This is a genomic window from Enterobacter sp. Sphag1F (assembly GCF_014193275.1).
Taxonomy (GTDB): Bacteria; Pseudomonadota; Gammaproteobacteria; order Enterobacterales; family Enterobacteriaceae; genus Pantoea; species Pantoea symbiotica.
Genome location: NZ_JACHZD010000005.1, coordinates 342,077 through 367,034, shown reverse-complemented (window position 1 = coordinate 367,034; position 24,958 = coordinate 342,077). Strand labels below are relative to the sequence as shown.

25 protein-coding genes are annotated in these 24,958 nt (G+C 56.0%); 9 read left to right on the top strand and 16 right to left on the bottom strand.

Annotation, left to right across the window (positions count from 1 at the left end):
- Nucleotides 1-98 precede the first annotated feature (98 nt).
- Entirely contained in the window at nucleotides 99-791 is a 693-nt protein-coding gene (locus tag FHW71_RS17740; RefSeq protein ID WP_179452363.1) for a hypothetical protein, read from the bottom strand.
- A gap of 247 nt (nucleotides 792-1,038) precedes the next feature.
- Between FHW71_RS17740 and FHW71_RS24065 the strand changes: the two genes are divergently transcribed.
- Together FHW71_RS24065 and FHW71_RS24060 are read left to right on the top strand one after the other, a co-directional pair.
- On the top strand, nucleotides 1,039-1,284 hold the full coding sequence (locus tag FHW71_RS24065) for a hypothetical protein (RefSeq protein ID WP_286176324.1): 246 nt from the start codon (nucleotides 1,039-1,041) through the stop codon (nucleotides 1,282-1,284).
- On the top strand, nucleotides 1,284-1,574 hold the full coding sequence (locus FHW71_RS24060; protein ID WP_286176323.1) for an ATP-binding protein: 291 nt from the start codon (nucleotides 1,284-1,286) through the stop codon (nucleotides 1,572-1,574). Before FHW71_RS24065 ends, FHW71_RS24060 begins: the two co-directional genes overlap by 1 nt.
- 46 nt (nucleotides 1,575-1,620) lie before the next feature.
- Here the strand turns inward: FHW71_RS24060 and nfsB are convergent, their stop codons facing one another.
- Together nfsB and FHW71_RS17725 are read right to left on the bottom strand one after the other, a co-directional pair.
- Nucleotides 1,621-2,274: an oxygen-insensitive NAD(P)H nitroreductase gene (nfsB, locus tag FHW71_RS17730; protein WP_179452364.1), complete on the bottom strand. Its 654-nt coding sequence runs from the start codon at nucleotides 2,272-2,274 to the stop codon at nucleotides 1,621-1,623.
- Nucleotides 2,275-2,386: 112 nt separating this feature from the next.
- On the bottom strand, nucleotides 2,387-3,388 hold the full coding sequence (locus FHW71_RS17725) for a zinc-binding alcohol dehydrogenase family protein (protein WP_179452365.1): 1,002 nt from the start codon (nucleotides 3,386-3,388) through the stop codon (nucleotides 2,387-2,389).
- 142 nt (nucleotides 3,389-3,530) lie between these two features.
- On the opposite strand from FHW71_RS17725, the gene FHW71_RS17720 reads away from it, so the two are divergent.
- Nucleotides 3,531-4,439, top strand: coding sequence for a LysR family transcriptional regulator (locus tag FHW71_RS17720; RefSeq protein ID WP_179452581.1), 909 nt, complete (start codon nucleotides 3,531-3,533; stop codon nucleotides 4,437-4,439).
- A 65-nt stretch (nucleotides 4,440-4,504) separates the two neighbouring features.
- On the opposite strand, the gene FHW71_RS17715 is transcribed toward FHW71_RS17720, so the two are convergent.
- The 11 genes from FHW71_RS17715 to FHW71_RS17665 all read right to left on the bottom strand — a co-directional run bounded on the left by FHW71_RS17715 (nucleotide 4,505) and on the right by FHW71_RS17665 (nucleotide 17,425).
- The gene (locus FHW71_RS17715) at nucleotides 4,505-5,125 is read right to left on the bottom strand and encodes a TetR/AcrR family transcriptional regulator (protein ID WP_008110124.1); all 621 of its coding nucleotides are present in this window, start codon (nucleotides 5,123-5,125) and stop codon (nucleotides 4,505-4,507) included.
- A gap of 30 nt (nucleotides 5,126-5,155) precedes the next feature.
- Nucleotides 5,156-6,307 (bottom strand): aminotransferase class I/II-fold pyridoxal phosphate-dependent enzyme, encoded by a 1,152-nt coding sequence (locus tag FHW71_RS17710; RefSeq protein ID WP_179452366.1) that lies wholly within the window; start codon nucleotides 6,305-6,307, stop codon nucleotides 5,156-5,158.
- Nucleotides 6,308-6,315: 8 nt separating this feature from the next.
- Entirely contained in the window at nucleotides 6,316-7,125 is an 810-nt protein-coding gene (locus FHW71_RS17705; RefSeq protein ID WP_179452367.1) for an SDR family oxidoreductase, read from the bottom strand.
- A gap of 3 nt (nucleotides 7,126-7,128) precedes the next feature.
- Nucleotides 7,129-8,811 carry a hydantoinase B/oxoprolinase family protein gene (locus tag FHW71_RS17700; RefSeq protein WP_179452368.1) on the bottom strand — a complete coding sequence of 561 codons (1,683 nt, stop codon included), beginning with the start codon at nucleotides 8,809-8,811 and terminating at the stop codon, nucleotides 7,129-7,131.
- Nucleotides 8,811-10,898, bottom strand: coding sequence for a hydantoinase/oxoprolinase family protein (locus tag FHW71_RS17695; protein ID WP_179452369.1), 2,088 nt, complete (start codon nucleotides 10,896-10,898; stop codon nucleotides 8,811-8,813). Before FHW71_RS17695 ends, FHW71_RS17700 begins: the two co-directional genes overlap by 1 nt.
- A 42-nt stretch (nucleotides 10,899-10,940) precedes the next feature.
- On the bottom strand, nucleotides 10,941-12,281 hold the full coding sequence (locus tag FHW71_RS17690; protein WP_154183053.1) for an MFS transporter: 1,341 nt from the start codon (nucleotides 12,279-12,281) through the stop codon (nucleotides 10,941-10,943).
- Nucleotides 12,282-12,335: 54 nt separating this feature from the next.
- Nucleotides 12,336-12,968: an RraA family protein gene (locus FHW71_RS17685; RefSeq protein WP_154156555.1), complete on the bottom strand. Its 633-nt coding sequence runs from the start codon at nucleotides 12,966-12,968 to the stop codon at nucleotides 12,336-12,338.
- Nucleotides 12,969-13,474: 506 nt separating this feature from the next.
- Nucleotides 13,475-14,248, bottom strand: a complete 774-nt coding sequence (locus FHW71_RS17680; RefSeq protein ID WP_036650080.1) for an FCD domain-containing protein — start codon at nucleotides 14,246-14,248, stop codon at nucleotides 13,475-13,477.
- Between the two features lie 78 nt (nucleotides 14,249-14,326).
- Nucleotides 14,327-14,644 (bottom strand): PTS sugar transporter subunit IIB, encoded by a 318-nt coding sequence (locus FHW71_RS17675; RefSeq protein WP_176973433.1) that lies wholly within the window; start codon nucleotides 14,642-14,644, stop codon nucleotides 14,327-14,329.
- A 9-nt stretch (nucleotides 14,645-14,653) separates the two neighbouring features.
- Entirely contained in the window at nucleotides 14,654-16,081 is a 1,428-nt protein-coding gene (locus FHW71_RS17670) for a glycoside hydrolase family 1 protein (protein ID WP_179452370.1), read from the bottom strand.
- A gap of 9 nt (nucleotides 16,082-16,090) precedes the next feature.
- The gene (locus FHW71_RS17665; protein WP_061719102.1) at nucleotides 16,091-17,425 is read right to left on the bottom strand and encodes a PTS transporter subunit EIIC; all 1,335 of its coding nucleotides are present in this window, start codon (nucleotides 17,423-17,425) and stop codon (nucleotides 16,091-16,093) included.
- Nucleotides 17,426-17,593: 168 nt separating this feature from the next.
- Between FHW71_RS17665 and FHW71_RS17660 the strand changes: the two genes are divergently transcribed.
- The 4 genes from FHW71_RS17660 (at nucleotide 17,594) to FHW71_RS17645 (ending at nucleotide 19,587) form a co-directional block, all read left to right on the top strand.
- The gene (locus FHW71_RS17660; protein WP_154156559.1) at nucleotides 17,594-17,905 is read left to right on the top strand and encodes a PTS lactose/cellobiose transporter subunit IIA; all 312 of its coding nucleotides are present in this window, start codon (nucleotides 17,594-17,596) and stop codon (nucleotides 17,903-17,905) included.
- Between the two features lie 198 nt (nucleotides 17,906-18,103).
- Nucleotides 18,104-18,415: a DUF1778 domain-containing protein gene (locus tag FHW71_RS17655; RefSeq protein WP_179452371.1), complete on the top strand. Its 312-nt coding sequence runs from the start codon at nucleotides 18,104-18,106 to the stop codon at nucleotides 18,413-18,415.
- Nucleotides 18,396-18,932 (top strand): GNAT family N-acetyltransferase, encoded by a 537-nt coding sequence (locus FHW71_RS17650; RefSeq protein ID WP_179452372.1) that lies wholly within the window; start codon nucleotides 18,396-18,398, stop codon nucleotides 18,930-18,932. Before FHW71_RS17655 ends, FHW71_RS17650 begins: the two co-directional genes overlap by 20 nt.
- Before the next feature lie 25 nt (nucleotides 18,933-18,957).
- Nucleotides 18,958-19,587 carry a LysE family translocator gene (locus FHW71_RS17645; protein ID WP_154190931.1) on the top strand — a complete coding sequence of 210 codons (630 nt, stop codon included), beginning with the start codon at nucleotides 18,958-18,960 and terminating at the stop codon, nucleotides 19,585-19,587.
- A gap of 614 nt (nucleotides 19,588-20,201) precedes the next feature.
- Here the strand turns inward: FHW71_RS17645 and FHW71_RS17640 are convergent.
- On the bottom strand, nucleotides 20,202-20,687 hold the full coding sequence (locus tag FHW71_RS17640; RefSeq protein WP_179452373.1) for a hypothetical protein: 486 nt from the start codon (nucleotides 20,685-20,687) through the stop codon (nucleotides 20,202-20,204).
- Between the two features lie 173 nt (nucleotides 20,688-20,860).
- Nucleotides 20,861-23,047 carry a TonB-dependent siderophore receptor gene (locus FHW71_RS17635; protein WP_179452374.1) on the bottom strand — a complete coding sequence of 729 codons (2,187 nt, stop codon included), beginning with the start codon at nucleotides 23,045-23,047 and terminating at the stop codon, nucleotides 20,861-20,863.
- A gap of 278 nt (nucleotides 23,048-23,325) precedes the next feature.
- On the opposite strand from FHW71_RS17635, the gene fes reads away from it, so the two are divergent.
- Together fes and FHW71_RS17625 are read left to right on the top strand one after the other, a co-directional pair.
- Nucleotides 23,326-24,684, top strand: a complete 1,359-nt coding sequence (fes, locus tag FHW71_RS17630; protein WP_179452375.1) for an enterochelin esterase — start codon at nucleotides 23,326-23,328, stop codon at nucleotides 24,682-24,684.
- The gene (locus tag FHW71_RS17625; protein WP_008110791.1) at nucleotides 24,677-24,898 is read left to right on the top strand and encodes an MbtH family protein; all 222 of its coding nucleotides are present in this window, start codon (nucleotides 24,677-24,679) and stop codon (nucleotides 24,896-24,898) included. The genes fes and FHW71_RS17625 overlap by 8 nt, the downstream gene beginning before the upstream one ends.
- The last annotated feature ends 60 nt before the right edge of the window (nucleotides 24,899-24,958 follow it).

Genomic DNA, 24,958 nt, shown 5'->3' with positions numbered 1-24,958 from the left:
GAGTAATGCAAAGGCAATGGTCAATATTGCCGGTCCGTATATCCATACCAACGACCGGCCTAATGAACGCATTGAGTTTTTTATAAATTTAATCATGGTTACCTAATCAACCGGGTAATGATATCTGCAATATTTTCTTCAGTTGCCCATTGGGCATCGAGGGCATTCGCGCGTTGCATTACGGGTTCGATTAGGAAATACATCATTTCCAGATTCTGTAAATAGAGCGCTGAATAATAAGCGGGATATTGAGTTTGAAGTCGGTGCGCACTATCTGCTGCCCTCTGAACAATGCCATATAAAGCTGCTGCTCCCACTAAACCGCCGGCTATTCGCCCTGTCAGCGCGCTGATCTCCATACTCAGGTTTAATCCCATGCGAACGGCGCTGGCTGCCGCCATAGCAAAACCAGCGTTAGTCAGTGAACTTGCAGCAATATGAACATTAACCGTCATGAGTTTTTTCTTTATGTATTCTAGTTGCTGTGCAGTTTTAAATTTTAGCAGCTCTTCAAAATATAATTTAAGCATCTCGTAGCCAATATCTCCGTGCCTGAGAAGCCGGTAAACGCCATCCCGAAAACGGATATCTTCATTTTTTTGCCGCAGGCACACATCGTTATATTCACCAGTGAAACAGGATGTGTAATACAACGCTCGTGTAGTACCAGCACCTATTGATTTGACCTGCTCCGCGACCTGTTTTCCGACGGCATTAACGGCATGGTCGAGTTTCATTGCGAGAATTTTATTGGCTTGAAGATAACTGATGACTTCACTGTTGTTATACATAACTTTTGCATCCTATATCCTTATAGTAACTGTGGTCTACGATACTGATTATCAAATTTTAGATCCACCTATTACGTTAGGTCATTTCTATATAACAAGTGCGCATGTCATTCTTTTGTCATAACTCGCTCACGCTGATGTCAGAGCCGATTGCATATCCTGATGGCCTACCTTCCTATCAGGAGCATTACGATGAAATTGAACAAACTTACCTTTGCAGCGGGCATGCTGCTGGCTATCACAGCGCATGCCTGAACAGGCGGCACTGGAACTGCAGCCGCTGGTGGCGGCTTTTAATCAGATGCTGAGTCGCCTTGAAATGGGCTATCAGCAGTTGAGTCAGGTTTCTGCCGATATGGCGCACGATCTGCGCACGCCGATTAGCACGCTGATCCGCCAAACCGAAGTAGCACGAGCCAGACGCGCAGCGTCGGCAATTATCAGGCGCTGCTCGGCTCCAATTACGAGGAGCTGGAAAGGCTGGCGAATCTGATGGCGAACGCCTTGCGCTATGGCGATCGAGATTCCACCGTGCGAGTTTTCAATCAGGGCAGCAGTTTAATGGTGGAAAATCAGGGTTCGGCGCTGAGTGCCGAACAGCAAGCGCGCATCTTTGATCGCTTCTGGCGCGCCGATGCATCACGTCATCAGGGCAGCAGCGGTTTGGGATTGTCGATTGTGCACAGCATTATGCGATTACATCAGGGACGTTGTGAGGTGCATAGCGAGCAGGGCGTGAACCGTTTTACGTTGCGGTTTCCATCGGTTGGGTGCGGCCATTGAAACGGTGCGCATAAATGCGCACCCTACGAAATCGCGACCGCAAATTTTAAATAAAGGTAAAAATCTCATCACGCGGCAAGCGTGATTTCGGCAATGCAGCGTTGAAATCCGCCTCGCTGCGATAGCCAAGCGACACCAGCACCACGCTGGTAAAGCCCTTCTCGCGCAGGCCCAGCGCCTGATCCAGTGCACGCTGGTCAAAACCTTCCATCGGCGTGGCATCAATCCCCAACATCGCCGCACCCAGTAGCAATCCACCCAGCGCCAGGTAAACCTGTTTTTCCATCCACTGCGGCACATCGCGCTGCTCGTAACGATGCATATCCACGTAGCTGCGACGGCTCTTATCCTGCCCCGCTTTGCCTTCTGGCTTGGCGAAACGCCCATCTTCCTCTTCCTGCGCTAGCACATTCTGTAAATGCGCTTCATCGAGATCGGTACGCATGCACAGCGCGATAACGTGCGAGGCGTTCAGCACTTTCGGGCTGTTGTAGACAAAGGCACCTTCAGTGGATTTGGCCATCTGCTCGCGACCGGCGGCGCTGGACGCCACCACAAAATGCCACGGCTGTGAGTTCACCGATGACGGGCTGTTGCGCAGCACGTTCAGCAGGGTTTCGATTTCATCCTGCGGCAGGCTTTTACCGCCCTCAAACGCTTTGACGGTGTGACGACGAACGACTGCATCATTGAGTGTCATGGTCTATTCCTTATGTTATTCAGATATAAAATGTTTTACGGTCGCCATAAATGACGACCCTACGGATGTTCGGTACTGTTTTGTAGGGTCGCCATTTATGGCGACCGCATCATTAAAACCCGCTCAACACAATCTTACCGCGTGCGCGACCGCTCTCGATCAGCGCATGCGCCTTGCGCAAATTGGCGGCATTAATAACGCCGTGATGTTCGCCAGCGGTGGTTTGCAGGGTTTGGTCATCAATCAGCTGGCTCACTCGCTGCAAAATCTCATGCTGGCGCTGCATATCGGCGGTATGGAACAGCGAACGGGTGAACATCAATTCCCAGTGCAGTGAAATCGCTTTGCGCTTCAGCGGCACCGCATCCAGCGTCTCGGGATCGTCGATCAGTGCCAGCTTGCCCTGCGGCGCGAGCGCATCAATCAGCTGATCGTAATAGCTGTCGGTGTGCGTCAGCGACGCGACATAGCGCACCTCTTTATGCCCAATCGCCGCCAGCTGTTCGCCCAACGGTTGAGAATGATCAATCACATGATGCGCGCCCAGCGAACGCACCCAATCCGCCGTTTCCGGGCGCGATGCGGTGCCGATCACCGTCAGCTTGGTTAGCTTGCTGGCAAGCTGCGTCAGCATGGAACCAACGCCGCCGCCTGCACCAATAATCAGCAGCGCGGCGTTGTCATCGGCCTGCACCTCGAGACGATCAAACAGCAGTTCCCACGCGGTCAGCGAGGTCAGCGGCAGCGCGGCGGCATCGGCGTTGTTCAGCGAACGCGGTTTGTGCCCGGCGATGCGTTCATCCACCAGCCCATATTCGGCATAGCTGCCGGCGCGAGTAATATCACCGGCGTAAAACACCTCGTCGCCCGGCTGGAACAGCGTGACGTCTGCGCCCACCGCTTCCACCACGCCCACCGCATCCCAACCCAGAATGCGCGGCTTATCGGTTGGCGCACCGGCGCGCACTTTGGTGTCGACCGGATTCACCGCGATAGCATGAATTTTTACCAGCAGATCGCGCGCGCCCGGCGTTGGCTTATCAACCTCCAGCTCATACAGCGCATTTTCATCGGAAATCGGTAAACCGTTTTGGCTATAAACAATGGCTTTCATCAGGCAGATCCTTATTCATCAGCAGGTTTGGTGAAGTGAATTCAGCATAGCGGGCCGCAGCGCAATGAAAAATGCCAGTTGCAGGTGAACACTTTCACTCTTAGAGTGAAAATCCCTGCCGACTACCACGATGAATAAGAAGATGATCCGACTGGAAGATGTCACCCTGTTTGTGCGTTCCGCCGTACTCGGCAGCTTTTCACGCGCGGCGCGCGAGGTGAATTTGCTGCCCGGACAGGTCAGCGCGGCGATCCAGCGGCTGGAGCGGGAACTGGATCGGCGCTTGTTCGCCCGTTCCACCCGCAGCCTGCGCTTAACCGCCGAAGGGGAAAAATATCTGCCTTATGCGCAGGAGATGCTGGCGCTGATGCATGCCGGTGCCGACAGCTTGCAGAGCGATGAAGATGCGCTGAGCGGCGAGCTGAAAATCGCGCTGCCATCAGATATTGGCCGCAATATTCTGCTGCCGCTGATCACTGACTTTTGCCGCGAACATCCGGCGCTGGCGGTGCGTCTCTCCTTTTCTGATCAGATCAGCGATGTGTTCCGCGATCCGGTGGATATCGCCATTCGCTACGGCAAGCTGGAAGACTGCAGCTACGTGGCCTTGCCGCTGGCAGAGGACAATCGCCGCGTGATGGTGGCATCGCCGGATTATCTTGATCGTCACGGTCGCCCGCAAATGCTGGAGGAGATCGCCCAGCATCATCATGGCCTGCTGTTTATTATGGGCGGCCACGTTTACGACAAATGGACATTTCCGCAGGATGGCATGCGCCGCCAGATCACGGTGAAAAGCCGCATGCTTTGTGATGACGCCGAAGTGGCGCGGCGCTGGGCCATTGCCGGTATGGGCATCGCCTATAAATCGTGGATTGATGTGTGTGACGATGTGCTGTCCGGCAGGCTGGAGCGCGTAATGCCGGAGATGCCGGGAGAAAGCACGCCACTGCACCTTATCTGCCCGCATCGTAAACAGTTTTCCCCAGCGATCCGCGCGCTGCATGAGGTGTTGCGTACTCCTCTGCGGGCGTTAACCGCGAAACTGTAATGCCAATCAATGCCGTAAATTGCGGGTTTTGTAGGGTCGCCATTTATGGCGACCTGCCACACAAACTATTTACTGCGGCTGGCTTCGGCGGTGAATTCATTCGCGGTGGCGAAGCCGCGTAAACCGCCGACCAGAACCGACATCAGCTGGGTGCCGACCTGTTTTTCCGTCAGCCCTACCGTGTCGAGCAAATCAAAGATTTCACGCGGATCGAACAGGATATTCCACAGGAACACCGCCTTATCGCCAATATCCGGCAGCTCCATCTCCTCCATCGCTTCACGCAACGCCGGGCGCAGCGCGTCCGCCTGCACTAACAGGTATTCCGCGCCTTCCCATAAACGTTCCAGATAGCCGCGCCGGTTACGCATCGGCACCATCGCCGCACCGCGCTCGCGCACCAGTTTGATCCAGTAACGGCTGACTTTTTCCAGCTTCAGTAAGCCGCTGCAGCTTTGCTCCAGACTGTAATCCAGCAGCAGTTGCCCCACGTCCTGACGATACGCATTCAGCACCTCTTCTACCGACGTAAACTGACGATAGGCGGTAGCCACGGAGACGCCCGCTTCTGCGGCGATTTCCGTCATGCTTATCGGGGTTTCGGAGCGCTCGAACAAGCGGGCAGCTGCCTGAATCAGATTTTTGCGGTTTCTTTCGGTATCACTGCGCATCGGTTTTCCCGTCATTGTGGGTGTGCTTCCTTAAACGTACTGATGTTACTTGAAACAGGCCAGGCCGCGCTTCAAACGGCGCACACCTTCAGTAATGGCTTCACTACTGGCAGCGTAAGAGAGGCGCAAATGCCCTTCGCCCGCTGCGCCAAATTCACTGCCAGGCCGCACCGCGATGCCCTGTTCGCGCAGCAACGAGACCATATCAATCGCCGGAATCGGCAACGAATAGGCCGGGAAGCAGTAAAACGCGCCTTCGGGTTCATTCAGTTTTAGCTCTGGAATGGCGGATAATCCTTCCATCATCAGCACGCGACGCTGGCGGTAGACATCATACATACGTTTTACGTCATCTTTACACTGCGTCAGCGCCACTAGCGCAGCACGCTGCACCGCGCTGTTCACCGATCCGTTCACCGTATTGTGTACGCGCGCGGCGGCGGCGATCATCTCCGCCGGTCCCGCCAGATAACCCACGCGCCAGCCGGTCATGGCATAACTTTTGGAGAAAGTCTGACAGAACAGCGTGCGTCCGGCAAAAGCGGGAATGTGCAGCACCGAGGTAAAGGGACGATCGGTAAACACCAGATCGCTATAAGCTTCATCGGCGATCACCAGCGTATCGTGCTGATTCACCAGTTGGCCGAGCGCTTCAATTTCGGCGCGACTGTGCACAATGCCGGTAGGATTGCCGGGATTGCAGAACACAAACAGTTTGGCGCCGTCGAGCGCGCTATCCAATCGATCCAGATCCCAGTGCAGATCCGCGCGGCACGGCATTGGCACGCAGATGCCGCCGGCCAAATTGACTAAATCCGCATACAGCGAATAGGTCGGATCGGGGATCACCACGCGATCGCCTGGATTGACGATGGAGAGAATAGCCGCCGCAAGACCGGCGGTGCCGCCGTGTGTGACCAGAATTTCACCGGCTTTCACCGCGTTGCCGCTCTGCGCGGACACCTCGTTCGCCAGCGCACTGCACAAGGCTTTGTCTCCGAGCAGCGGCGCGTAATGGGTGTAACCGGCTTGCAGTGCTTCAACCGCCGCTTGCACGATGCGCGGCGGCGTATCGAAATCCGGTTCACCCATCGCCAGAGAAACCATATCGCCGCTCGACGCAGGTTGCTGCACACGCAGTGAGGTGCGCTCTACACGTAATACCGCCTCGGCGGCTTTAAAATTTTGGCTCGACATAAGGATTCCTATTCCGATTTTTCACGTTCGGCCTGGCACGCTGCCGGGGCATTTTTCCAGCGGCTGATCTCCAGATCGCCGGAGAGATCGCGCAGAACCGTCGGCGCGACAATCAGTTCTTCCACCACGGTACGCGCCGGTAAGCTGGCGCACAGCAGAATGGCTTCGGCGACATCTTCCGGCTGCACCATGCCATCACGAATCGCCTGATCCGGCGGATTGGCGCGGTTATCCATGATCGGCGTGTTCACTTCACCCGGTAAAATGCAGGTTGAACGGATGCCGTCGTTGCGGAAAGTGTTGTGCAGATAGGTCATAAAGTTGCGCACCGCCGCTTTCGCTGCACCGTAAGCCGCGCCGCCCAGCAGATTTGGCCGCAGCGCCGCCAGTGAAGAGACGGTGATGATGGTGCCGTTTTTGCGCGCCAGCATGTCCGGCAGCAACGCCTGCGTCAGCAGAAATACCGCTTTCATGTTAACGTCCTGCACCTGATCCCACTCCTCTTCGGCAATCCAGCGCGCATTCAGCGTCTTGCTGGCGCTGCCGGCGTTGTTGACCAGAATATCGACGTGGCCCCGTTCGGCTATCGCCCACGCCACCAGCGCCTCGACCTCGTTTTTTTGCGCGATGTCCGCTGCATACGCCGAGACTTTACCGCCCTGCGCGATCAGGCTTGCCGCCACCTCATCCAGCACCGCCTGACGTCGTCCTACCAAAATCACCTGCGCACCGCGCGCGGCAAAACCGGCTGCCGCCGCTTTGCCAATTCCGCTGCCCGCGCCGGTAATCAGCACCACTTTTCCCGTTAATCTGTCCATGTTTTAGCCTCTTTTAAGGTCATGCAGGTTCACGCCGTAATCACGCAACGCGCCCGCTTCAGTGATGTAACCTTCCTGCACATCCCACAGGATGGCGTTGAGATCGCGCTCGGCCACCGGCATTTTGCCGCCGCCGCCCGGCATTTGAATGGTGACTTCGTCGCCAGGTAACACATCATGGCGCCCCACCGGTTTCGCCAGCGATGCGCCATTAATCGCCACAACGTTCGGCGCACCCGCCGCCGCGCCTAACACGCCCTCTGCCGCGTGTTTTTGCCGCGAATAGAACATGCTGTGTGAGAGCGGATATTTGCTGGTGTTGCGAATCACCATGCGCTGCGCCACGCCGCCGCGATAGCGTCCGGCACCGCCCGAATCGGGCACGATGGATTTCTGCAGGAACAGCAGCGGCGTGGCGGACTCAATCAACTCAACCGGCGTGGAGGACATGTTGCCGGGGAAACCGGTGACAATGCCGTCTGCGGCAGGACGCGCGCCGGTGCCACCGTTCACGCACAAGCTTTCGACAAAGCGTCGGCCGTCATCGAACTGTCCGGCGAACACGTCGCAGGTGACCGGCGCGCTGCCCGAGTGGCCCATCACGCGATCCGGCATGATATCGGCCAGCGCGGTGAAAATGGCGGCGTGCGCCATGTGTCCGACGCGGTTACGCATCTCCACCGCACAAGGTGGACGCGCATTGGCAATCGAGCCTTCCGGCGCGGTGACGGTGATGGATTTGAAGCAGCCTTCGTTATTCGGCAGATACGGCTCAAGCAGACATTTCAGCGGATAGACGCTGTAGGCATAGGTGAATGACATTGGGCAGTTGCTGCCAAACAGCGACTCCGCCGACGAACCGGCATAATCGATGGTGATGTTGCTGCCTTCCACAATCACTGCCACGTTGAGATGGATATCGCCTTCGTAGTCGCCAATATCCACCGCCGCTTCATAGCGACCATCCGGCACCGCCTCAATGGCTTTGCGCATGGCGATTTCGGTCAGCGAGTGAATCTTCTCCGCCAGCGGCGTCACCGATTCCAGTTGTAAGTCATCCATCAAGCCGAGTAAGCCGTTAGCGCCAATTTGGTTAGCCGCCAGCATGGCGTGCAGATCGCCTTCCACCTGATCCGGCGAGCGCACGTTGGCGAGGAACAGATCCAGCAACTGCTGGTTCACCTCGCCCGCGATCATCAGTTTGCTCGGCGGGATGAGAAATCCCTCTTCAAACATGTCGCGCGATGAGCCCATATTCAGCGAGCCGCCAATATCGGACATGTGCGCCGCCGCGCCGGTAAACGCCACCAGCTTGCCGGCGCGGAACACTGGCGTTACCACCGTGACGTCATTGAGATGGCCGGTGCCGAGCCAGGGATCGTTAGTGATCAGCGCATCGCCGGGTTTCAGCGTCTCCGCCGGGAATTTCGCCAGCAGATGACGCACCGTGGCGGGCAACGTGCCGATAAACACCGGTACGCTGGTTTTTGGTTGCGCCAGCGAGCTGCCGCTGGCGTCCATCAGCAGGCACGAGTAATCGCCCACTTCGCGGATGATGCTGGAGAACGCCATGTTAACCAGCGTGGCTGCCGCCTCTTCCGAAATGCTGACCAGCCGATCCCAGGTAATGCGCAGGCTAATCGGATCGTCGAGAAAACGCAGATGATCGTGGGTTGTCGCACTCATCAGTTCAGCTCCATCAAAATATTGCCTTGCGGGTCCAGCTGCGCGGATGCGCCGGGACCGACATAAATCGCGCACTCTTTTTCCTGCAGCAGCGCCGGACCGTGAATCGCTTCGCCGGTGATCAGTAAGCTGCGCGGGATGACGCGGCAGGTGCTGAAGCCCTGCTCGCGACCCAGATAGACCTGCAAGCTCTTTTCACGCGCGTCGGGTTCAGGATGGCTGAGTTGATCGGTGGTATTCAGCGCGGGTGGCGTGGTCTGCACGCGACCGCGCCAGTTAACCACCTCCACGCCTTGTCCCGGCAAGGTGCGACCAAAGCGCGCCAGATGGGCGGCTTCAAAACTGTCGATTAAGGCTTGCGCATCGCCTTGCGCAAGGAAGCTTTCCGGCAGCGTGACGGTGAGCTCCGATCCCTGGCCGACATAGCGCACGCCCGCAAGCTTCTGCTGAATCGCGGTATTCGGATCGGCGTTGGCCGCCGCCAGCGTGGTGATCGCCTCGTCAAAGCCTTCGGCGAACAGCGCCGCAATGCGTTTTACATCAATGCCGGGCTGCAGGCGGCAGCGATCGCTGCGTACAAAGTCAGCGCTGGGCGGCGCGGTCAATAAGCCGAAGGCCGAGTAAACGCCCGCTCCGTTCGGGAAGTAAACGCGTTTGACGCTGAGCTGTTTCGCCAGCGACCAGGCGTGGCTCGGGCCCGCGCCGCCAAACGCCAGCATGGTCATTTGTGATGGGCTGACGTTTTTCTCCACCGAATGGGTGCGCAGCGCTTCGGACATTTTGCTGTTAGCAACTTCGTGAATGCCCCATGCGGCGTCTTCAATACTCAGCCCCAGCGGCTCGGCGATGCGGCGAATTGCCTGGCGCGCGGCTTCCACGTCGAGCGGCATGCGACCACCGAGAAAGGCATCGGGATCGAGCAATCCCAGCACCAGATTGGCATCAGTAACCGTCGGCTGCTCGCCGCCGCGCGCGTAACAGGCCGGACCTGGCCAGGCGCTGGCACTTTCCGGGCCAATTTCCAGCAGGCCAAGGGAATCGACGCGCGCGATACTGCCGCCGCCCGCGCCAATCTCAATCATGTCCACCACCGGCAACTTCACCGGCAAACCGCTGCCTTTCAGCAGGCGATCCGCGCGCCCCACTTCGTAATCGATGGTGATGGAGGGTTCGCCATCGCGCACTACACATGCCTTGGCGGTGGTGCCGCCCATATCAAACGCCAGTACCTGACGTTCGGCGTTTTTACGCGCGAAGGCGGCGGTGGCAACGATGCCGCCTGCCGGGCCGGATTCAATGATGCGCGTGGGATAATCCGCCGCCACCTGCGGCGCCATCAGGCCGCCGTTCGATCCCATCACCAGCCAGTCGCAGGTGAAGCCGCCTTCGCGCAATTTGGTCTCCAGCCGCGCCATATAGCGGCGCGCTTTCGGCTGCACAAAGGCATTCATAGCGGTTAACACGCCGCGATCGTATTCGCGGATTTCCCGCGACACTTTGTGCGACACCGAGATGGATACGCCCGGCAGTTCGCGGCTGAAAATCGCTTCGATGCGATTCTCATGTTCCGGCCACGCATAGGCATGCATGCACAGTACGGCGACGGCTTCATAGCCTTGGTCGCGCAGCTCAGCGGCCAGCCGCACCACTTCGGCTTCGTCGAGCGGCATAATCACTTCGCCGCGTGCTGTCACGCGTTCGCTGATTTCGTACGACTGTGAACGCGGCAGCAGCGGCTGCGCCGGTGCGCCATTGAGATCGTAGATGTCATAACGGTATTCACGCCCCAGCACCAATACGTCACGGAAGCCGCGCGTCACCACAAAGGCGGTTTTCGCGCCACATCGCTCCAGCAGCGCGTTGATGGCCAGCGTAGTACCGTGTGTGATGGTGTGAATGTCGCTGGCTTTGAGCCCGGCCAACTCCACCAATTGGGTTAAGCCGGTGTACGCCCCTTCCGAAGGATCCTCCGGCGTGGTCAGGGTTTTATGCCGAATCGCCTCGCCAGAGATGTCATTCAACAGCACCAGATCGGTAAAAGTGCCGCCAATATCAAACCCTATCCGCCAGGGTGACGCGTTTTTCATAATGACCTCGAAATCCAGAATGTGGGCAGATTGCTACGGCTTTCACTCGGCAGCGAGTGGCTTACCGGCGGTTTCTTTCAGATACAGCGTGCTGATGAGCGTCAACGCGGCGGTGAAAATCACCATATAGCTGGGAATGCTGGCGATGCCGGTCAGGCCAATCAGCCACGTCATCAGTAATGGCGCGGAGCCGCCAAAGATCACCGTTGAGAGGTTGAAGCCGATGCTGTAGGCGCTGTAACGCACGTTGGTGGGGAACATTTCGGCCAGCGTCGCCTGAATCACACCGGCATGTCCGGCAAAGGCAAAGGCCAGCAGAACGGCTGCCATGCACGCCAGCGGGAACATACCGAGCGTCAGCAACCAGAAACAGGGCCACGCCAGCAGCGCCATCGCAATCGCCGACGCAACCAGCAGCGGCTTGCGTCCCAGACGATCCGACAGCCACGCCATCATCGGAATGGTGGCGATAATGGTGATCAACCCACACGCGGTGACCATCAAGCTTTGAATCTGCTGGAAGTGCATCACTTTATTCAGGTAGGTCGGCATGTAGACAAACAGGATGTAATAGCCCGGACCGTTGACCGCTGGCAGCGTGATCGCCAGTCCAATCGCTTTCAGATGGCGCTTTGAGGAAAGCACTTCACGCAGTGGATTGCGCACCACGCGCTTGTTGGCTTTTACCATCTGAAAATGGGGCGTGTCCTCAATGCGGGTGCGGATGTAGACGCCAATCAAGGCCATCGGAATCGCCAGCAGGAACGGCACGCGCCATACCCAGGCGGTCATCGCCTCCGTGCCGAACACGTTGATCAATCCGCTGATCAGCAGGCTGCCGAACAGTAACGCGATAAACGATCCCATCACCAGCGGCGACATCACCACCGCGCGGCGATGATCTTCGGCATATTCCGCCACGAACGAACCTGCTCCAGAGACTTCGCCACCGGCAGAGAAACCCTGCACGATGCGCAGCAAAATCAGCAGCGCCGGTGCCGCCCAGCCAATACTGGCGTAGCTTGGCAACAGGCCAATCGCCGCCGTCGCCAGCGAGATCATCAGCAGGAGAATCGCCAGCAGCTTCTGGCGGCCCATTCTATCGCCAAGATAGCCGCAAATGACGCCGCCGAACGGGCGCACAAAGAAGCTTACGGTGAAGCCGAGGTAGGTCAACATCAGGCCGGAATCGGTGGTGCTCATGTCACTGGCGGAAAACACCAGCACCAGTGAACTGACCAATAAGCCGTAAATGCCGTAGTCATACCACTCGACAAAGGATCCGACGCCGCCCGCCAGCGAGGCACGGCGAACGACGTTATTTTTGGTTGTTCCGTCCTTCGGCAAAGCGTAATCCATTGTTACCGCATGTGATTTCGTCATTGGTTTGCCCTGAAAGTGTGGTGAAAACATCCCCGGAATGCGCAAGCCTGCGGCTTATTTATACTGACGCGTTACTTCTGCCGTCATTTCTGCTTCACGGCGCGCCACTTCCTGTACCGCCGCCAATACCGCTTCCGCGCGCCAGAAGGGAATGATGATCACGCCGTCATCGTCGCCGACCACGATGTCACCCGCGCAGCACACCACGCCGCCAATGGCGACCGGTTCACCGATCACGCCCGGACCGTTTTTGAACGGACCCGCCGGCGTGGTGCCACGACAGAACGTGGGTAAACCGGTGGATTCAATCACGCTGCGATCGCGAACCGCGCCGTCGATAACCTGCGCCACCGCACCGGCATGCTGAAAGCGCTGCGTCAGCTGCTCGCCCACCAGCGCCCGATCAATGTGGCCCTGGCCGTTAATCATCATCACATCGCCCGGTTGGATGTAATCCAGCGCGCGGATCACTGCAGCGTTGTCGCCCGCCGTGACCTGAACCGGAAAGGCAAAGCCGACGAACGCCGTGTTGGAGGAGACCGGAACAATGCCGCCATCGCACATATTCAGTCTTTCCATCGCATCGCCAATGTTGGCAACCGGAAATTCGGCAAATGCCGCCAGCCATTTATTTTCCGGGCGCTGCCATGATGTCGAAATACGAACTTCAGCCGTTTCAAGAGCCATTATCGGTCACCTTTTAAAATGAAAAAGCATTATCAAGTGAGAAACTTTTATCACTTTAAAAATTAGGTGTGCAACGTCTTTTTTACATGAATATGACAGGTGCGAGATTTTAAATTAACGGAATTGTGCAGGATTCAATCAGAGGAAGTGCCATTAATATATTGATTATAAACAATATTTATGCCAACCCATTCAATGCGCGGAGCAGTCCGATATCGAAATAAATCGGATTATCCGCTGTTATAGTGTTTTCTTATGTCGATTTTATGAGGAGAAGCACAAATTAAGTGCATTATTTATTGAAACAGGCGATACGTGTCACAATTTGGTGCGGTAATTAATGCGGAGCCATAAGATAATTAATAAAGGCTTCGGTTTTCAGCGGTTAAATAATTGGATGCGATGTTACATTGCACTGTGGTGGTGCGCATAAATGCGCATCAGGTCGCCATAAATGGCGACCCTACGACAGCGGGTTTGTAGGGGCGCCATTTATGGCGACCGCATCACATCAACTTACCCTGAAAAATCGGTACCGATTCGAACAGATAGCCATCAAAGTCAGGTGCATCGGCATCGGATAACTCAAGCAGCGTGTTCTTGACGTTTTCCAGGTGCTGCCACATCGCCTGCCAGGAACCCATCACATCACGACGTCGCAGCGCCGCCAGAATGGTTTGATGATCGCCCAGCCACTTCAGGCGATAGGCGCGGGTTTCATACTGCGGTCGCAACTGCTGCCACAGCGGGCTGGCTTCGTGATGACGCCAGACGCTGGTAACCGTATCGAGCAGCATCTGATTTTGCGTCGCGCCCGCCAGCAACAGATGAAATAACTTGTCGTTATCCTGGCTGCTGTCGTTGAGCGCGATGGCGCGCTGCTCCTGCTCCAGCGTGCGGCGCAGGTTTTCAATATCGGCTTTGGTGGCCATTTTAGCGGCGAAGGCGGCGATATTGCTCTCCAGCAACTGACGCGCCTGCAACATCTCGAACGGGCCAACATCGCTGCGGAAAAAGGCCTCTTCCGCATCCTCGCTTTCCGAAGGAATACGCATCACGTAAACGCCGGAGCTTTGACGAATATCCACCGTGCCTTCCAGCTCCAGCATCAGCAACGCTTCACGCACGATGGTGCGGCTCACGCCCCAGGTTTCCGCCAACTGGCGCTCTGGCGGCAGTCGTGAGCCAACCGGGTAATGGCCATCGAGGATTTGCTGACGCAGATGCTGACCAATTTCCTGATACTGCTTTTTCTCTTGTGGCGCTTCGGCTTTTTCCACGCTCTCACCCTTTTGCATCATGGTGCATTCGGCCCGGCCGCGTCCTGTGCGAGCCGGAACCTGACTGCTATCTGGGCGCTAGTGTACCAAAGCCAGCGCCTGATCGAGTACCTTTGCACCATTCAACGTGCCGTAAGCCACGGTATCGATCACCGCAATCGGCAGCTGATAGCTGTCAGTCAGCTTTTTATTCTCCTCCAGCTTAAAGCGCACCTGCGGTCCCAGCAGCACCACCACCACGTCCTGACCGTAGTTTTGTAACTCTTCACGCAGGTTCTGTTCCGGGATGGCGTAGATCTGGAACTCAAGACCGCGCGCGACCGCCTCTTTCTCAATGCGGGTGACTAACATCGAAGTCGACATGCCTGCCGCGCAGGCCAGAATAATGCGTTTCATAGGTGGTCCTTATTTGGCTTCATCGTCAATGTTGAGGGTCAATTGCTGGGTATCGCGCAACTGACGGAACCAGTGCGCGGATTTCTTCATCCGCCGCTGCCGCTGGTTATCGAGGTCGATCTCAATCAGTCCGTAGCGATTTTTGAAGGCGTTCATCGGCGAAACGTTGTCGGTGAACGCCCACAACATGTAGCCCTGACAGTTGCTGCCCGCTTCACGCGCGCGCACCGCCTGGTAAAGATGTTCAGCAATAAAGTTGATGCGGTAGTCGTCCTGAATTTCCCCCTGCGCATCCTTAAATTGCGCTTCGTTCTCGATGCCCATGCCGCTCTCGGCCACAAACCACGGCAGATTGCCGTACTCCTCTTTCATACGTTGCGCCATATCGAAGACAATACGCGGCTGAATTTCCCAGCCGCGCGAGCTGTTCATGCGTCGGCCCGGCAGCTCAAAATGTTCGTAGTAAAAGGCCGGATGGAACGGCGTCTCAGGATGCCACGCGCGAGACGGCGCTTTTACGCGATGCGGATAGTAAAGATTCAGCCCCACCTCATCGACGGTGTTGGCGGCAATGATCGCCAGCTCTTCCTCGGTGACGTCCCACTGGACTTCATGTTTATCCAGCAGCTGCAACAATTCAGCCGGATAGACGCCTTTGATCGCCGGATCGAGAAATACCCGGTTGTAGAACAGATCGTAGATTTGCGCGGCCTTAACATCGTGCGCTGCCGACGAGCGCGGATAGGTCACTTCCGGATTGAGAATGGTGCCCACCGTGCCGGCATAACCCTGCTGGCGGAACAGTTTCACCACCTTCGCCGTGGCGAGATTTTTATGGTGATTCCACTGCATCCACTTATGCGTGTTCTGTTCATACGGCCAGCGCAACGCATCAAGATAGACGCGCGTCTGCACCACAATCGGCTCATTAAATACAAACCAGCGCGTCACTTTTCCGGCGTAGCGGGCAAACACTTTTTCGACATAGCGGATAAACAACTCCACCACATGTTTTGACTGCCAGCCGCCGTACTCTTCCAGCAACTGCAGTGGCAGTTCGTAATGTTCGAGGCACAGCATCAGTTCAATGCCCTGACGCTGCATCTCATCAATAAGCTGGTCGTAATAGGCCGCGTACTCCTCATCAACCACCGCGTTTTCATAATCGGTGAGAAAACGCGACCAGTTAATCGAGGTGCGATAGTGCGTCAGTCCCGCCGCTTTCATCAGCGCCACGTCTTCGCGGAAACGGTTGATAAAATCGGTCGCCACCGCCGGCCCATAACCGTTGTGCCAGACATGACGATCCTGCTGGTACCAGGCATCCAGATACGAATCCTGCCCGGCTTTTTTGCCGCTCCAGCCTTCGGTTTGCCAGGCCGATGCCGCCGCGCCGAGGATAAAGCCCTCTGGCAGCGCAATGGTGTGCTTACTCATCGAATCTCCTTAATTTTGTGCCAGCTCGGCCTGCAGATTTTTTGCTTCCGCCGCTTCGGCGCGACGTGCAGCCACTTTGACAAACGGCAGATAAATCAATACTGAAACCACGATGCAGATGATTTGCGTCACTACCGCGCCCATCGAACCGGCGGTAGAAAGCCATGCATTGATAATCGGCGGCGTAGTCCACGGAACCATCACCACCGCTTTACCGGCAAAGCCCATCACCGTGGCGAAATAGCCAATTGAACCGGTTACCAGCGGCGTGATGATGAAGGGAATAGCGAGAATGGGATTCAGCATGATCGGCATACCAAAAATTACCGGCTCATTGATGTTGAATAAGCCAGGTCCAAACGACAGCTTGGCAATTTCCCGCATCTCTTTGCGTTTGGTGGCAATCATCACCGCGGTTAACAGCCCAATCGTCAGGCCGGAACCACCGATGCTCATATACACATCCCAGAACGGCATGGTGATGATGTTCGGCGCTTCCTTGCCCTGCTCGAAGGCGTTCATGTTGACCAGAATCGCCCCCAGCAACAGCGGCTCACGAATCGGTTTCACCATTTGGTTACCGTGAATACCAATTACCCAAAACAGCTGGGCAACAAACATCAGTAGCAGAATGCCCCACAAGCTCTGCACCACCGATTCCAGCGGCTGCTGCACCACTTTGTACACCGCGTCGTACAGGTACATGCCGGTGATCTGATGGAAGATAAAGCCAAAGGTGGCGACCAGCGTGACGGTGATGATCGACGGAATCAGCGCAGAAAATGACGCGGCTACGTTCGGCGGCACGGTATCCGGCATTTTGATTTTTAGCCGTTCAACCTGCTCCAGCCGGCAGTAAATCTCCACCGACAGAATGGCGATAAACATACCGAGGAACAGACTTTTGGTATCGGAGAACTGTTTCGCCAGCACATCGGTGACCACATGCATCTGGCCATCTACCAGCATTTGCAGCGTGGTGGGCGTCACCGAGATGAAGCAGATGATCGCCAGCAGGCCGGGAAACAGCGTTTTGATGCCGTTAATGCGGCCCAGTTCGATACCAATCAGAAACACCGCGCCGATATTCAGAAAGCTCAGCGTGGCGTAGTTAATGCTGCTGGTGATCGGTTTTAAATCGGCGAGAAACGACAGCGCAGAGAAACTGGCGAGGCCATTTTTCGGATCCAGCACCATGTTGGAAATCAGCACCGAAAACGCGCCGACGATGATCACCGGCATCAGCGTAATGAACGAGGCTTTGATCGCCATGATGTAGCGGTAGCTATTGAATCGCGTGGCAAAGCTACCCAGCGAATCGATAAGACGTTCCTGTAGAGACATTGGTCAACCCTCAGCGGTATTAGGTGTTATGCATCAGCTTGATGGTTCGTGGCATACCAAAATGGCGATATTCGCGCTTAATTTCTGTGATCCTGCTCGCGGAACTCCTTTTTGGTATTCCGGTAGCATCGTTATCGCCAATTTGGCATGCCAATAAGTGAGACGGATATGGATTTTGAACAAACGATGATGGAGTTGCTGATCAATGCCGGTGAGGCGCGATCGCAAGCCATGATGGCAATCCAGCAGGCGCGCAAAGCCGACTGGCAAGGTGCCGATGAGGCCTTGGCGGCGTCAGATGAGGCCGCAAAAGCGGCGCATAAAATCCAGACCGCATTGATTGGCGCCGATGAAGGCTGCGGCAAAGTGCCGGTTACGCTGATTTTGGTGCATGCGCAGGATCATCTGATGACGGCGATGCTGTGCCGCGATCTGGCGGGTGAATTGGTGCTGTTACGGAAGGAGTTGCACGGTCAATAAGGCGCAACGGCAAAATAATTTATACGGCTATCAACCGTACGCGTTGACTCATCGAAGCGATAAGGTTTACATTGTTCGCATACGGTTATTAGCCGTACCAAGCTAACTGAAATGAAAGACTTCACTCACAATGCAACGCTGCATAAGTTTAAGGACTGACGTCAACAGGAGGCGTTTTTACTCTACGAGGCTCTCGCTATGCCAAAAACACCCGCACTATCCACCGATACGCGCGCCGTTAAAGATGCGCGCGTAGAGTTAAAAACCAGTTCAAATCTTAAAGAAGTTTTAAAGGAAGCGGCAACCGCTGCAGGATTAGATTTGAGTGCCTTTATCTTAAATGCGGCGCTTGAGCGTGCAGAAACCGTTTTGGATAATCAGCGACGTCGCCAGCTTTCTGAAGAGAGTTGGCAGCAAGTGAATCAGCTCATGTCTGAACCTGCAGCTCCGACGCTGGCGTTACAAGCGTTGATGCGAAGGAAAAGAGCAGATGGAAAATTCAAGGAATAACAGCGCTGACGTTATGGTATGCGCCTATCAGGCAGACATCACCTATCCCGGTAATAAACACTTCGATTGCGGCAACGCAATCATTAACGCCTTTGTACGCAACTCGCTTAAAAAAAGCGTAAAAGAGGGAAACTGTGCAGCGAAGGCGTTGATTGACGCTAACACCGGCGAACTGTTGGGAATTTGTACCTTCAGCGCCTATTCCCTGTTGAAACAAAAGCTCACACGCGTGGTGCCCGGTTCCATGCCAGCCGAAGTAGGCGTGGTGCGCCTGGTTATGTTGGGAATCGCAGTCAGGGAACAAAAGAAAGGTTATGGTCAGGATCTGCTGGGCGCATTTTTCGATCACGTCAAAATAATCCATGCCGCATTACCGGTAAAAGGCGTTTATCTTGACGCTGAACCACAAGCCGTGAATTTTTACACCCGCCTGGGATTTGTGGCATTGCATGAGCCGCCCAATGTATTTGGCGCAATCCCGATGTTTCTGGCAATTCAGCACATTCTCGCGGCGTAATCCATCATGATTAACAGAGGAACCTATGGCGCTGTCACATGAATTGATTCTGATCTACACCACCTATTTCGTTGCCACCGCCAGTCCTGGCCCGAGCAATATGGCGATTATGGGTACGGCGATGAAACAGGGACGCGGCGCGGCGCTGGCATTAGCCAGTGGCGTAATTGGCGGTTCGATGATGTGGGCGCTGCTGGCAGCCTGCGGCGTTCTTACCGTGCTGGCCACCTTTGCGCAGTTATTGATTGTGCTGAAGATTGGTGGCGGATTGTATCTGTTGTGGCTGGCATTTAAGGCAGGGAAATCGGCGCTGCGTAAGCCAGATGCCCGCGAATTCGCGCCGGGCAGCGAGAAAGCGCACTTCGGCAAAATGTTTCGTCAGGGCATTTTGATGCACGTCGGCAATCCTAAAGCGATTTTGACGTGGGTGGCGATTATGTCGGTGGCGTTAAAACCGGGTGCGGCGGCATCCACCTTGCCGATGATTATTGCAGGCTGTGCAGCGATTTGCGTGCTGGTGTTTGGCGGTTATGCGGTGTTGTTTTCCACTGCGGTGATGGCGGCATTTTACCGCCGCATCCGTCGTGGGCTGGATGCGCTGCTGGCTTGTTGCTTTACGGTTGCCGGGTTGAAGTTGGTGTTTAGCCGGAGTTGATGTGGGGAGGTCGCCATGAATGGCGTAATGCATGTCAGATAAGCAGCGCACTGACATCGCAGGGATTCCGCCCGCAAGCATCTGGTAGTTTCAGAATGTGTGAAGCAGGCGCGGATTGCTAAGGTCCGAAGGCGCGGACCTTAGCAATCCGCGCCTGCGCCGCCTGTGATGACAGTGTCCGCACGTATTCATGCGCACCAGGTCGCCATAAATGGCAACCCTACGGAATTTGTAGCGATGGCGAGTCAGGAAAATGCATTGCTGCTGCAGCGCGGGTGTTGAGGCGACATCCTAAACCGCTGAGGGAATGAGGGATTCCAGGGCGAGCCGCATGGATGCGGCGAGAGGTGGCGCTGAGCAGGAGCGAATCGCCGCCGGTCCGTCAGGAATCGTGAATGAGTGAAGGCACCGCGAAGCGGCGGGTTGGGCTGGCGCAAGGCCCGGGAGTGCAGAGGGCGCGGCCAGGCGCCCTTTGCTCGGTCGCAGCACGGAGATGCTGCAACTGCCTAAGCACATGGCGAACGAAAGTCGCTCTGTACTTAACTGATCGGCATTACGCCATTTATGGCGACCCTACGAAACCGTGCCGGTGCGCATTTATGCGCACCCACACATCACGAATTATTCGGCGGCGTGGCGTCGGTTTCGCTAAACGCGGGCTTCTGGCGCGTCACAGAATAAACCACGTTTTTCGGGCTGTTCGCATCGGTGGTGACGTCCACAGAGGCGATGGTCACTTTGCCAAAACCAAATAGCGTCTGCACGTAACCACCAATCTGGTGTTTACCTGGCGAAACACGAATCTCTCTCTTCTCACCCTTCTTCAGCAGACCCGCATCCTGACCATCTACCGTCACATAAATAGAAGATCCGTCATCGGTGCGCGTCACCACATGCGAAATGTTGATTACCGTTGGGCCGGTTTCGAATGGTGAAGGCGAATCGTTACTGTCGATTGGCGCGCCGGTTGCAGGCTGAGCGGCGGACGCGTCCGCAGTCGCAGTGCTGTCATGTGATGTACCCGTAACGGCGGCAAGGCGGGCGCAGCCGGTAAGCATGATTGTTGCCATCAAAGTGGCTAAAGTGAAGCGCGATAACATCGTGACGAAAAACCCCTGCTAAATGAGAAGCGTTCATTTTAACGCGCCTTGCAGAGTGATGACAGTCACACAAATACAGTATTTTCCGAAAACCGGCTAAGAAGTGTCTTAGTGGAAAGCGAGCCGCACGGAATGCAAAACGAAACGGCGGCCACGCAGGCCGCCTGTGGGAATTACCAGCTGTAGCTGACGGACGCTACGATGGTGCGACCGCTGCCGTAGAAGCAGGCGCTTTCGTTACTGCATGACGCCACGTAATGCTTATCCGCGATATTGTTGACGTTCAATTGCAACGTGGTACCGCGCAGCGAATTCGCCGCTTCGCCCAGCTCATACTTGGCCATCGCATCATACAAGGTGTAATGCGGTACTTTGTCGACGCCAATTTCGTCCGCTGGCGCGGTGCCGGTGTAACGCACGCCGCTGCCCAGCGTAAAGCCGCTCAGCACGCCATCGAGGAAGGTGTAGCTGCCCCACGCCGACGCCGCATGACGCGGAATGCTCGACGGTGAGTGGCCGATACGCTGAGTAATGCTGCTCTCTTTGGTCACCGCATCGGTATAGGTATAGGCCGCTAACAGTTTGATCTCGGGCGTAATCTGCGCGTGCGCTTCGGTTTCGATACCTTTCGAACGCACTTTACCAATCTGCTCGTTGTAGCCGGTCACGCTGTTATACGCAGTGATATTTTTCTGCGTGATATCAAACGCCGACACGGTAAACACCGCATCCCAACCGACCGGCTGATACTTCACGCCCACTTCGGTCTGTTCGCCGGTAGTCGGTTTGAACGGATCGGTGCCTGGCGCGCCGCTGTTGAGGTTTGGCTCGAACGAGGTGCTGTAGCTGACGTACGGTGAAATGCCGTTATCGAAGGCATACAACAGACCCGCACGGCCGGTGAACTTGTCGTCATTCTGCTGGGTTTGGCTGTTGTCGGTGCGATCCTGAGTGCGCACTTCGCTCCAGTCGTGACGTCCAGACAGCAGCAGGTTCCACTGATTCCACTCCAGCTGATCCTGCAAGTAAACGCCCACCTGATCGAGCTTCTTGCGCGTGCTGGTAGTCAACGTCAAATCGCTTTCATTGATGCTGATACGCGTTGGGTTGGCCCAGTCGAGGATGTATTGATCGCCGCTGTCGCGCCACAGTTTGTTATCCACATCGCTCCACTTGTAATCGAGCCCGCCGAGCACGGTGTGCGCGATGTTGCCGGTTTCAAAAGTGGCTTTCAGCTGGTTATCAAGACCCAGCTCTTTCGACTTGATCTTGTCATGCTGCGGACGACGGTTGATTGAGTGATCGTTATCCGCATCAAAGGTATACACCAGATATTTGTACGATTCGTCCATGTTGCTGTAGCGCAGATTCTGCGTGAAGCTCAGGTTGTCGTTGAGATTGTGCTCGAAGATATAGCCAATCGAGGTCTGTTCGCGTTTGGCTTCGTTGAAGCTCGGATCGCTGACGTTGAAATCGTAAGGAATAAAGCCCGCGCTGCTCTCTTTCAACGTGCCGCTGGCCGGCAGGAAGTTACGGTAACCCGCTTTCGGCTCGTTCTGGTACATGGTCAGCAGCGTAAAGCTGGTATCCGCGTTCGGCAGCCAGGTAATCGCTGGCGCAATCGCCATGCGCTGCTGTTTATTGTCCTTCACGAACTCATGTTTGGTGCTGGCGATACCGTTCAGGCGGTAGAACAGCGTGTTGTCATCGTTCAGCTTACCGCCGAAATCAAACGCCGCTTCACCCAAATACTGGTTGCCGGTGCTGAGCTGCACTTTGTGAATGCTCTGCGCGGTAGGACGCTTGCTGGTCATCGCCACGATGCCGCCTGGATTCACCTGACCGTACAACACCGACGCGGGGCCGTGGATCATCTCTACGCGCTCCAGCAACCAGGGATCGATCTGCCCCGCAGCGCCCGCCTGGCCGGATAAACCGTAGCTCAGGCCATCGAGGAATTTCGGCGCATAGCGGAAACCGCGCGCGATGATTTCATCGTTACGGTTGGAGTTACCGCGATAGTTGGTCAGCACGCCGCTGCTGTAGCTCAGCGCATCTGCAACGGAGGATGCAGCCTGATCGTCCATCTGCTCACGGGTAATCACCGAAATAGATTGCGGGGTTTTGCGCAGCGGCGTGGACGTTTTAGTGCCCGCCGCACTCTCTTTCGCCACATAACCCTGCAGCGGCGAGGTCACGCTTTCACGCGTGTCGGCGTTTACGGTAATGGTCTCTTCGGCGGCCACGCTGAAGGCAGCCGGTGCCACCAACAGAATTGAGGCCAGAGAAAGGTACAGAGGATTAAGTCTGAACTGACGTGCCACAGCAGGTATTGCTGAATTTCTTGCTTTAACGGACATAGTTGCCATCTCTATTTCAAACTGCCTTGTAGATGAAATAATCCGTTCAGTTGCCCTCGCCCAACGACAATGGCTGTAACGGATTGAAATATTACTCTCTTGCGTTATTTACGGTCCTAATCTCCCTGCGTGACGTCCTTCACAAAATAATCCACTGAAAATCCGAAGGTTTATTAGGCGCGAAAAATCATATTGCAAATGTAAATCGTTATCAATAGCATTTGCATTAGCTTTGGTTAAGTAAAGACAGTGAACAAAATGTGGAGATGGGTTGCAGGATGTTTCTAACAAGCGCAGAAAAAACGACGCAGACGTGGTTGCCCGCCGGGACAGTTGCGCAATGGTTGCAGCAGGCCGATTTGGGTAGCGAAGGCTGGTGGCAGCGGCTTTATACGGTCGGTACGCCGCTGGTGGAGCGTGACGAAAATGGTCAAACGACCATGCACTTCTTCTGGCGCGATCCCGAAGGACATTCCGCACTTTCTTCCACTGAACGGGTTTACGTCGATATTAACGGCGTCACCGATCACCACAGCGAAGCACCAGAAAGTCTGGTTCGCGTGAACGACAGCAACGTCTGGCATTGGTCGACCGCCATTGAATCTGACTGGCGCGGCAGTTACAGCCTGATCCCCGCCACCGCGCAGCAGTTGCCGCCGCTGTTTTGTGGCGATGATGCCGCCTGTCGCGCGCTACAGCGCAAGTGGTGGATTTCGCTGATGCCGCTGGCAATCCCCGACAAATTCAATCCCACGCCGCCGTTTCTCAGCAGCCGCCGCTTTGCTCTGAGCAACGCGCACATGCCGGATGCACCGGATCAATCCGCCTGGCGCGCGCTGGATGCTGGCATGGCGGAAACCTGGCCGGATACGCTGCAAACCTTGCAGTGGCACAGCGCGTTGCTCAACGTCACCCGCAACGTCTGGCTGTTCAGCACCGGAACAACCGCTCAGCCCGAACAGCGTCCGCTGGCGATCCTGCTCGACGGACAGAACTGGGTGTACGGCCAACCGATTTTCAGCGCGCTGGATCAGGTCACCGCCGATGGCGAACTGCCGCCCGCCTGCTGGCTGTTTATCGATGTCATCGACAGCCAACACCGCGAAGCCGAATTGCCGTGCAACGAAACCTTCTGGCAGGCGGTGCAGCAGGAATTGTTACCTCTGGCGCGCCAGCACGCGGCGTTCAGCAGCGACGCCGACCGCACGCTGGTGGCCGGGCAAAGCTATGGCGGACTTGCCGCGCTGTATGCCGGTTTGCACTGGCCGCAGCGTTTTGGTCGCATTCTCACGCAATCCGGCTCCTTCTGGTGGCCGCATCTGCAATACATCCGCGACTACGCCAACCGCGAGCAGCACGCGCCGGGTTTGCTGTTAGAGCGGCTGCAACAGGGCGAGTTACCGCCGGGCAAGCTGAAGATTTTCCAGGAAGTGGGCGATCGCGAGGAAGACATGGTGTACGTCAACCAGCAGATCGTCCCGGCGCTACAAGCCGCAGGCCATGAATTACATTTTCGCCGCTTCGCCGGAGGGCACGATGCGTTGTGCTGGCGTGGCGGTCTGATCGACGGCTGCCGCTGGCTGCTGGCCGATTTTCTCCCCACAACCTCACCTTCTGAAGGTAATAACCATGTCTGAACAACAGAATCCGTTTGATAACGACGCGCTCGATTTTCTGGTGCTGCTCAACGCGCGTCAGCAATACAGCCTGTGGCCGGCTTTTGCCCCGGTTCCGGCAGGCTGGCACAACGTAGCGGGACCGCTAACGCGCAGCGCCGCCATTGAGTTTATCGAAGCAAACTGGCACGACATGCGGCCAGCGACGCAACAGACGTCGTCTACCGCAGCCTAATTTTATTTTTTCATTTTCTTTCAATAATTTATTCCCAAAATCATTCGAGCTGCATCAAGG

Excerpts from the sequence above, each read along its gene's own strand:
- FHW71_RS17740 (WP_179452363.1), bottom strand. The coding sequence starts at position 791 with ATGTATAACAACAGTGAAGTCATCAGTTATCTTCAAGCCAATAAAATT.
- FHW71_RS24065 (WP_286176324.1), top strand. The coding sequence starts at position 1,039 with ATGCCTGAACAGGCGGCACTGGAACTGCAGCCGCTGGTGGCGGCTTTT.
- FHW71_RS24060 (WP_286176323.1), top strand. The coding sequence starts at position 1,284 with ATGGCGAACGCCTTGCGCTATGGCGATCGAGATTCCACCGTGCGAGTT.
- nfsB (WP_179452364.1), bottom strand. The coding sequence starts at position 2,274 with ATGACACTCAATGATGCAGTCGTTCGTCGTCACACCGTCAAAGCGTTT.
- FHW71_RS17725 (WP_179452365.1), bottom strand. The coding sequence starts at position 3,388 with ATGAAAGCCATTGTTTATAGCCAAAACGGTTTACCGATTTCCGATGAA.
- FHW71_RS17720 (WP_179452581.1), top strand. The coding sequence starts at position 3,531 with ATGATCCGACTGGAAGATGTCACCCTGTTTGTGCGTTCCGCCGTACTC.
- FHW71_RS17715 (WP_008110124.1), bottom strand. The coding sequence starts at position 5,125 with ATGACGGGAAAACCGATGCGCAGTGATACCGAAAGAAACCGCAAAAAT.
- FHW71_RS17710 (WP_179452366.1), bottom strand. The coding sequence starts at position 6,307 with ATGTCGAGCCAAAATTTTAAAGCCGCCGAGGCGGTATTACGTGTAGAG.
- FHW71_RS17705 (WP_179452367.1), bottom strand. The coding sequence starts at position 7,125 with ATGGACAGATTAACGGGAAAAGTGGTGCTGATTACCGGCGCGGGCAGC.
- FHW71_RS17700 (WP_179452368.1), bottom strand. The coding sequence starts at position 8,811 with ATGAGTGCGACAACCCACGATCATCTGCGTTTTCTCGACGATCCGATT.
- FHW71_RS17695 (WP_179452369.1), bottom strand. The coding sequence starts at position 10,898 with ATGAAAAACGCGTCACCCTGGCGGATAGGGTTTGATATTGGCGGCACT.
- FHW71_RS17690 (WP_154183053.1), bottom strand. The coding sequence starts at position 12,281 with ATGACGAAATCACATGCGGTAACAATGGATTACGCTTTGCCGAAGGAC.
- FHW71_RS17685 (WP_154156555.1), bottom strand. The coding sequence starts at position 12,968 with ATGGCTCTTGAAACGGCTGAAGTTCGTATTTCGACATCATGGCAGCGC.
- FHW71_RS17675 (WP_176973433.1), bottom strand. The coding sequence starts at position 14,644 with ATGAAACGCATTATTCTGGCCTGCGCGGCAGGCATGTCGACTTCGATG.
- FHW71_RS17670 (WP_179452370.1), bottom strand. The coding sequence starts at position 16,081 with ATGAGTAAGCACACCATTGCGCTGCCAGAGGGCTTTATCCTCGGCGCG.
- FHW71_RS17665 (WP_061719102.1), bottom strand. The coding sequence starts at position 17,425 with ATGTCTCTACAGGAACGTCTTATCGATTCGCTGGGTAGCTTTGCCACG.
- FHW71_RS17660 (WP_154156559.1), top strand. The coding sequence starts at position 17,594 with ATGGATTTTGAACAAACGATGATGGAGTTGCTGATCAATGCCGGTGAG.
- FHW71_RS17655 (WP_179452371.1), top strand. The coding sequence starts at position 18,104 with ATGCCAAAAACACCCGCACTATCCACCGATACGCGCGCCGTTAAAGAT.
- FHW71_RS17650 (WP_179452372.1), top strand. The coding sequence starts at position 18,396 with ATGGAAAATTCAAGGAATAACAGCGCTGACGTTATGGTATGCGCCTAT.
- FHW71_RS17645 (WP_154190931.1), top strand. The coding sequence starts at position 18,958 with ATGGCGCTGTCACATGAATTGATTCTGATCTACACCACCTATTTCGTT.
- FHW71_RS17640 (WP_179452373.1), bottom strand. The coding sequence starts at position 20,687 with ATGTTATCGCGCTTCACTTTAGCCACTTTGATGGCAACAATCATGCTT.
- FHW71_RS17635 (WP_179452374.1), bottom strand. The coding sequence starts at position 23,047 with ATGTCCGTTAAAGCAAGAAATTCAGCAATACCTGCTGTGGCACGTCAG.
- fes (WP_179452375.1), top strand. The coding sequence starts at position 23,326 with ATGTTTCTAACAAGCGCAGAAAAAACGACGCAGACGTGGTTGCCCGCC.
- FHW71_RS17625 (WP_008110791.1), top strand. The coding sequence starts at position 24,677 with ATGTCTGAACAACAGAATCCGTTTGATAACGACGCGCTCGATTTTCTG.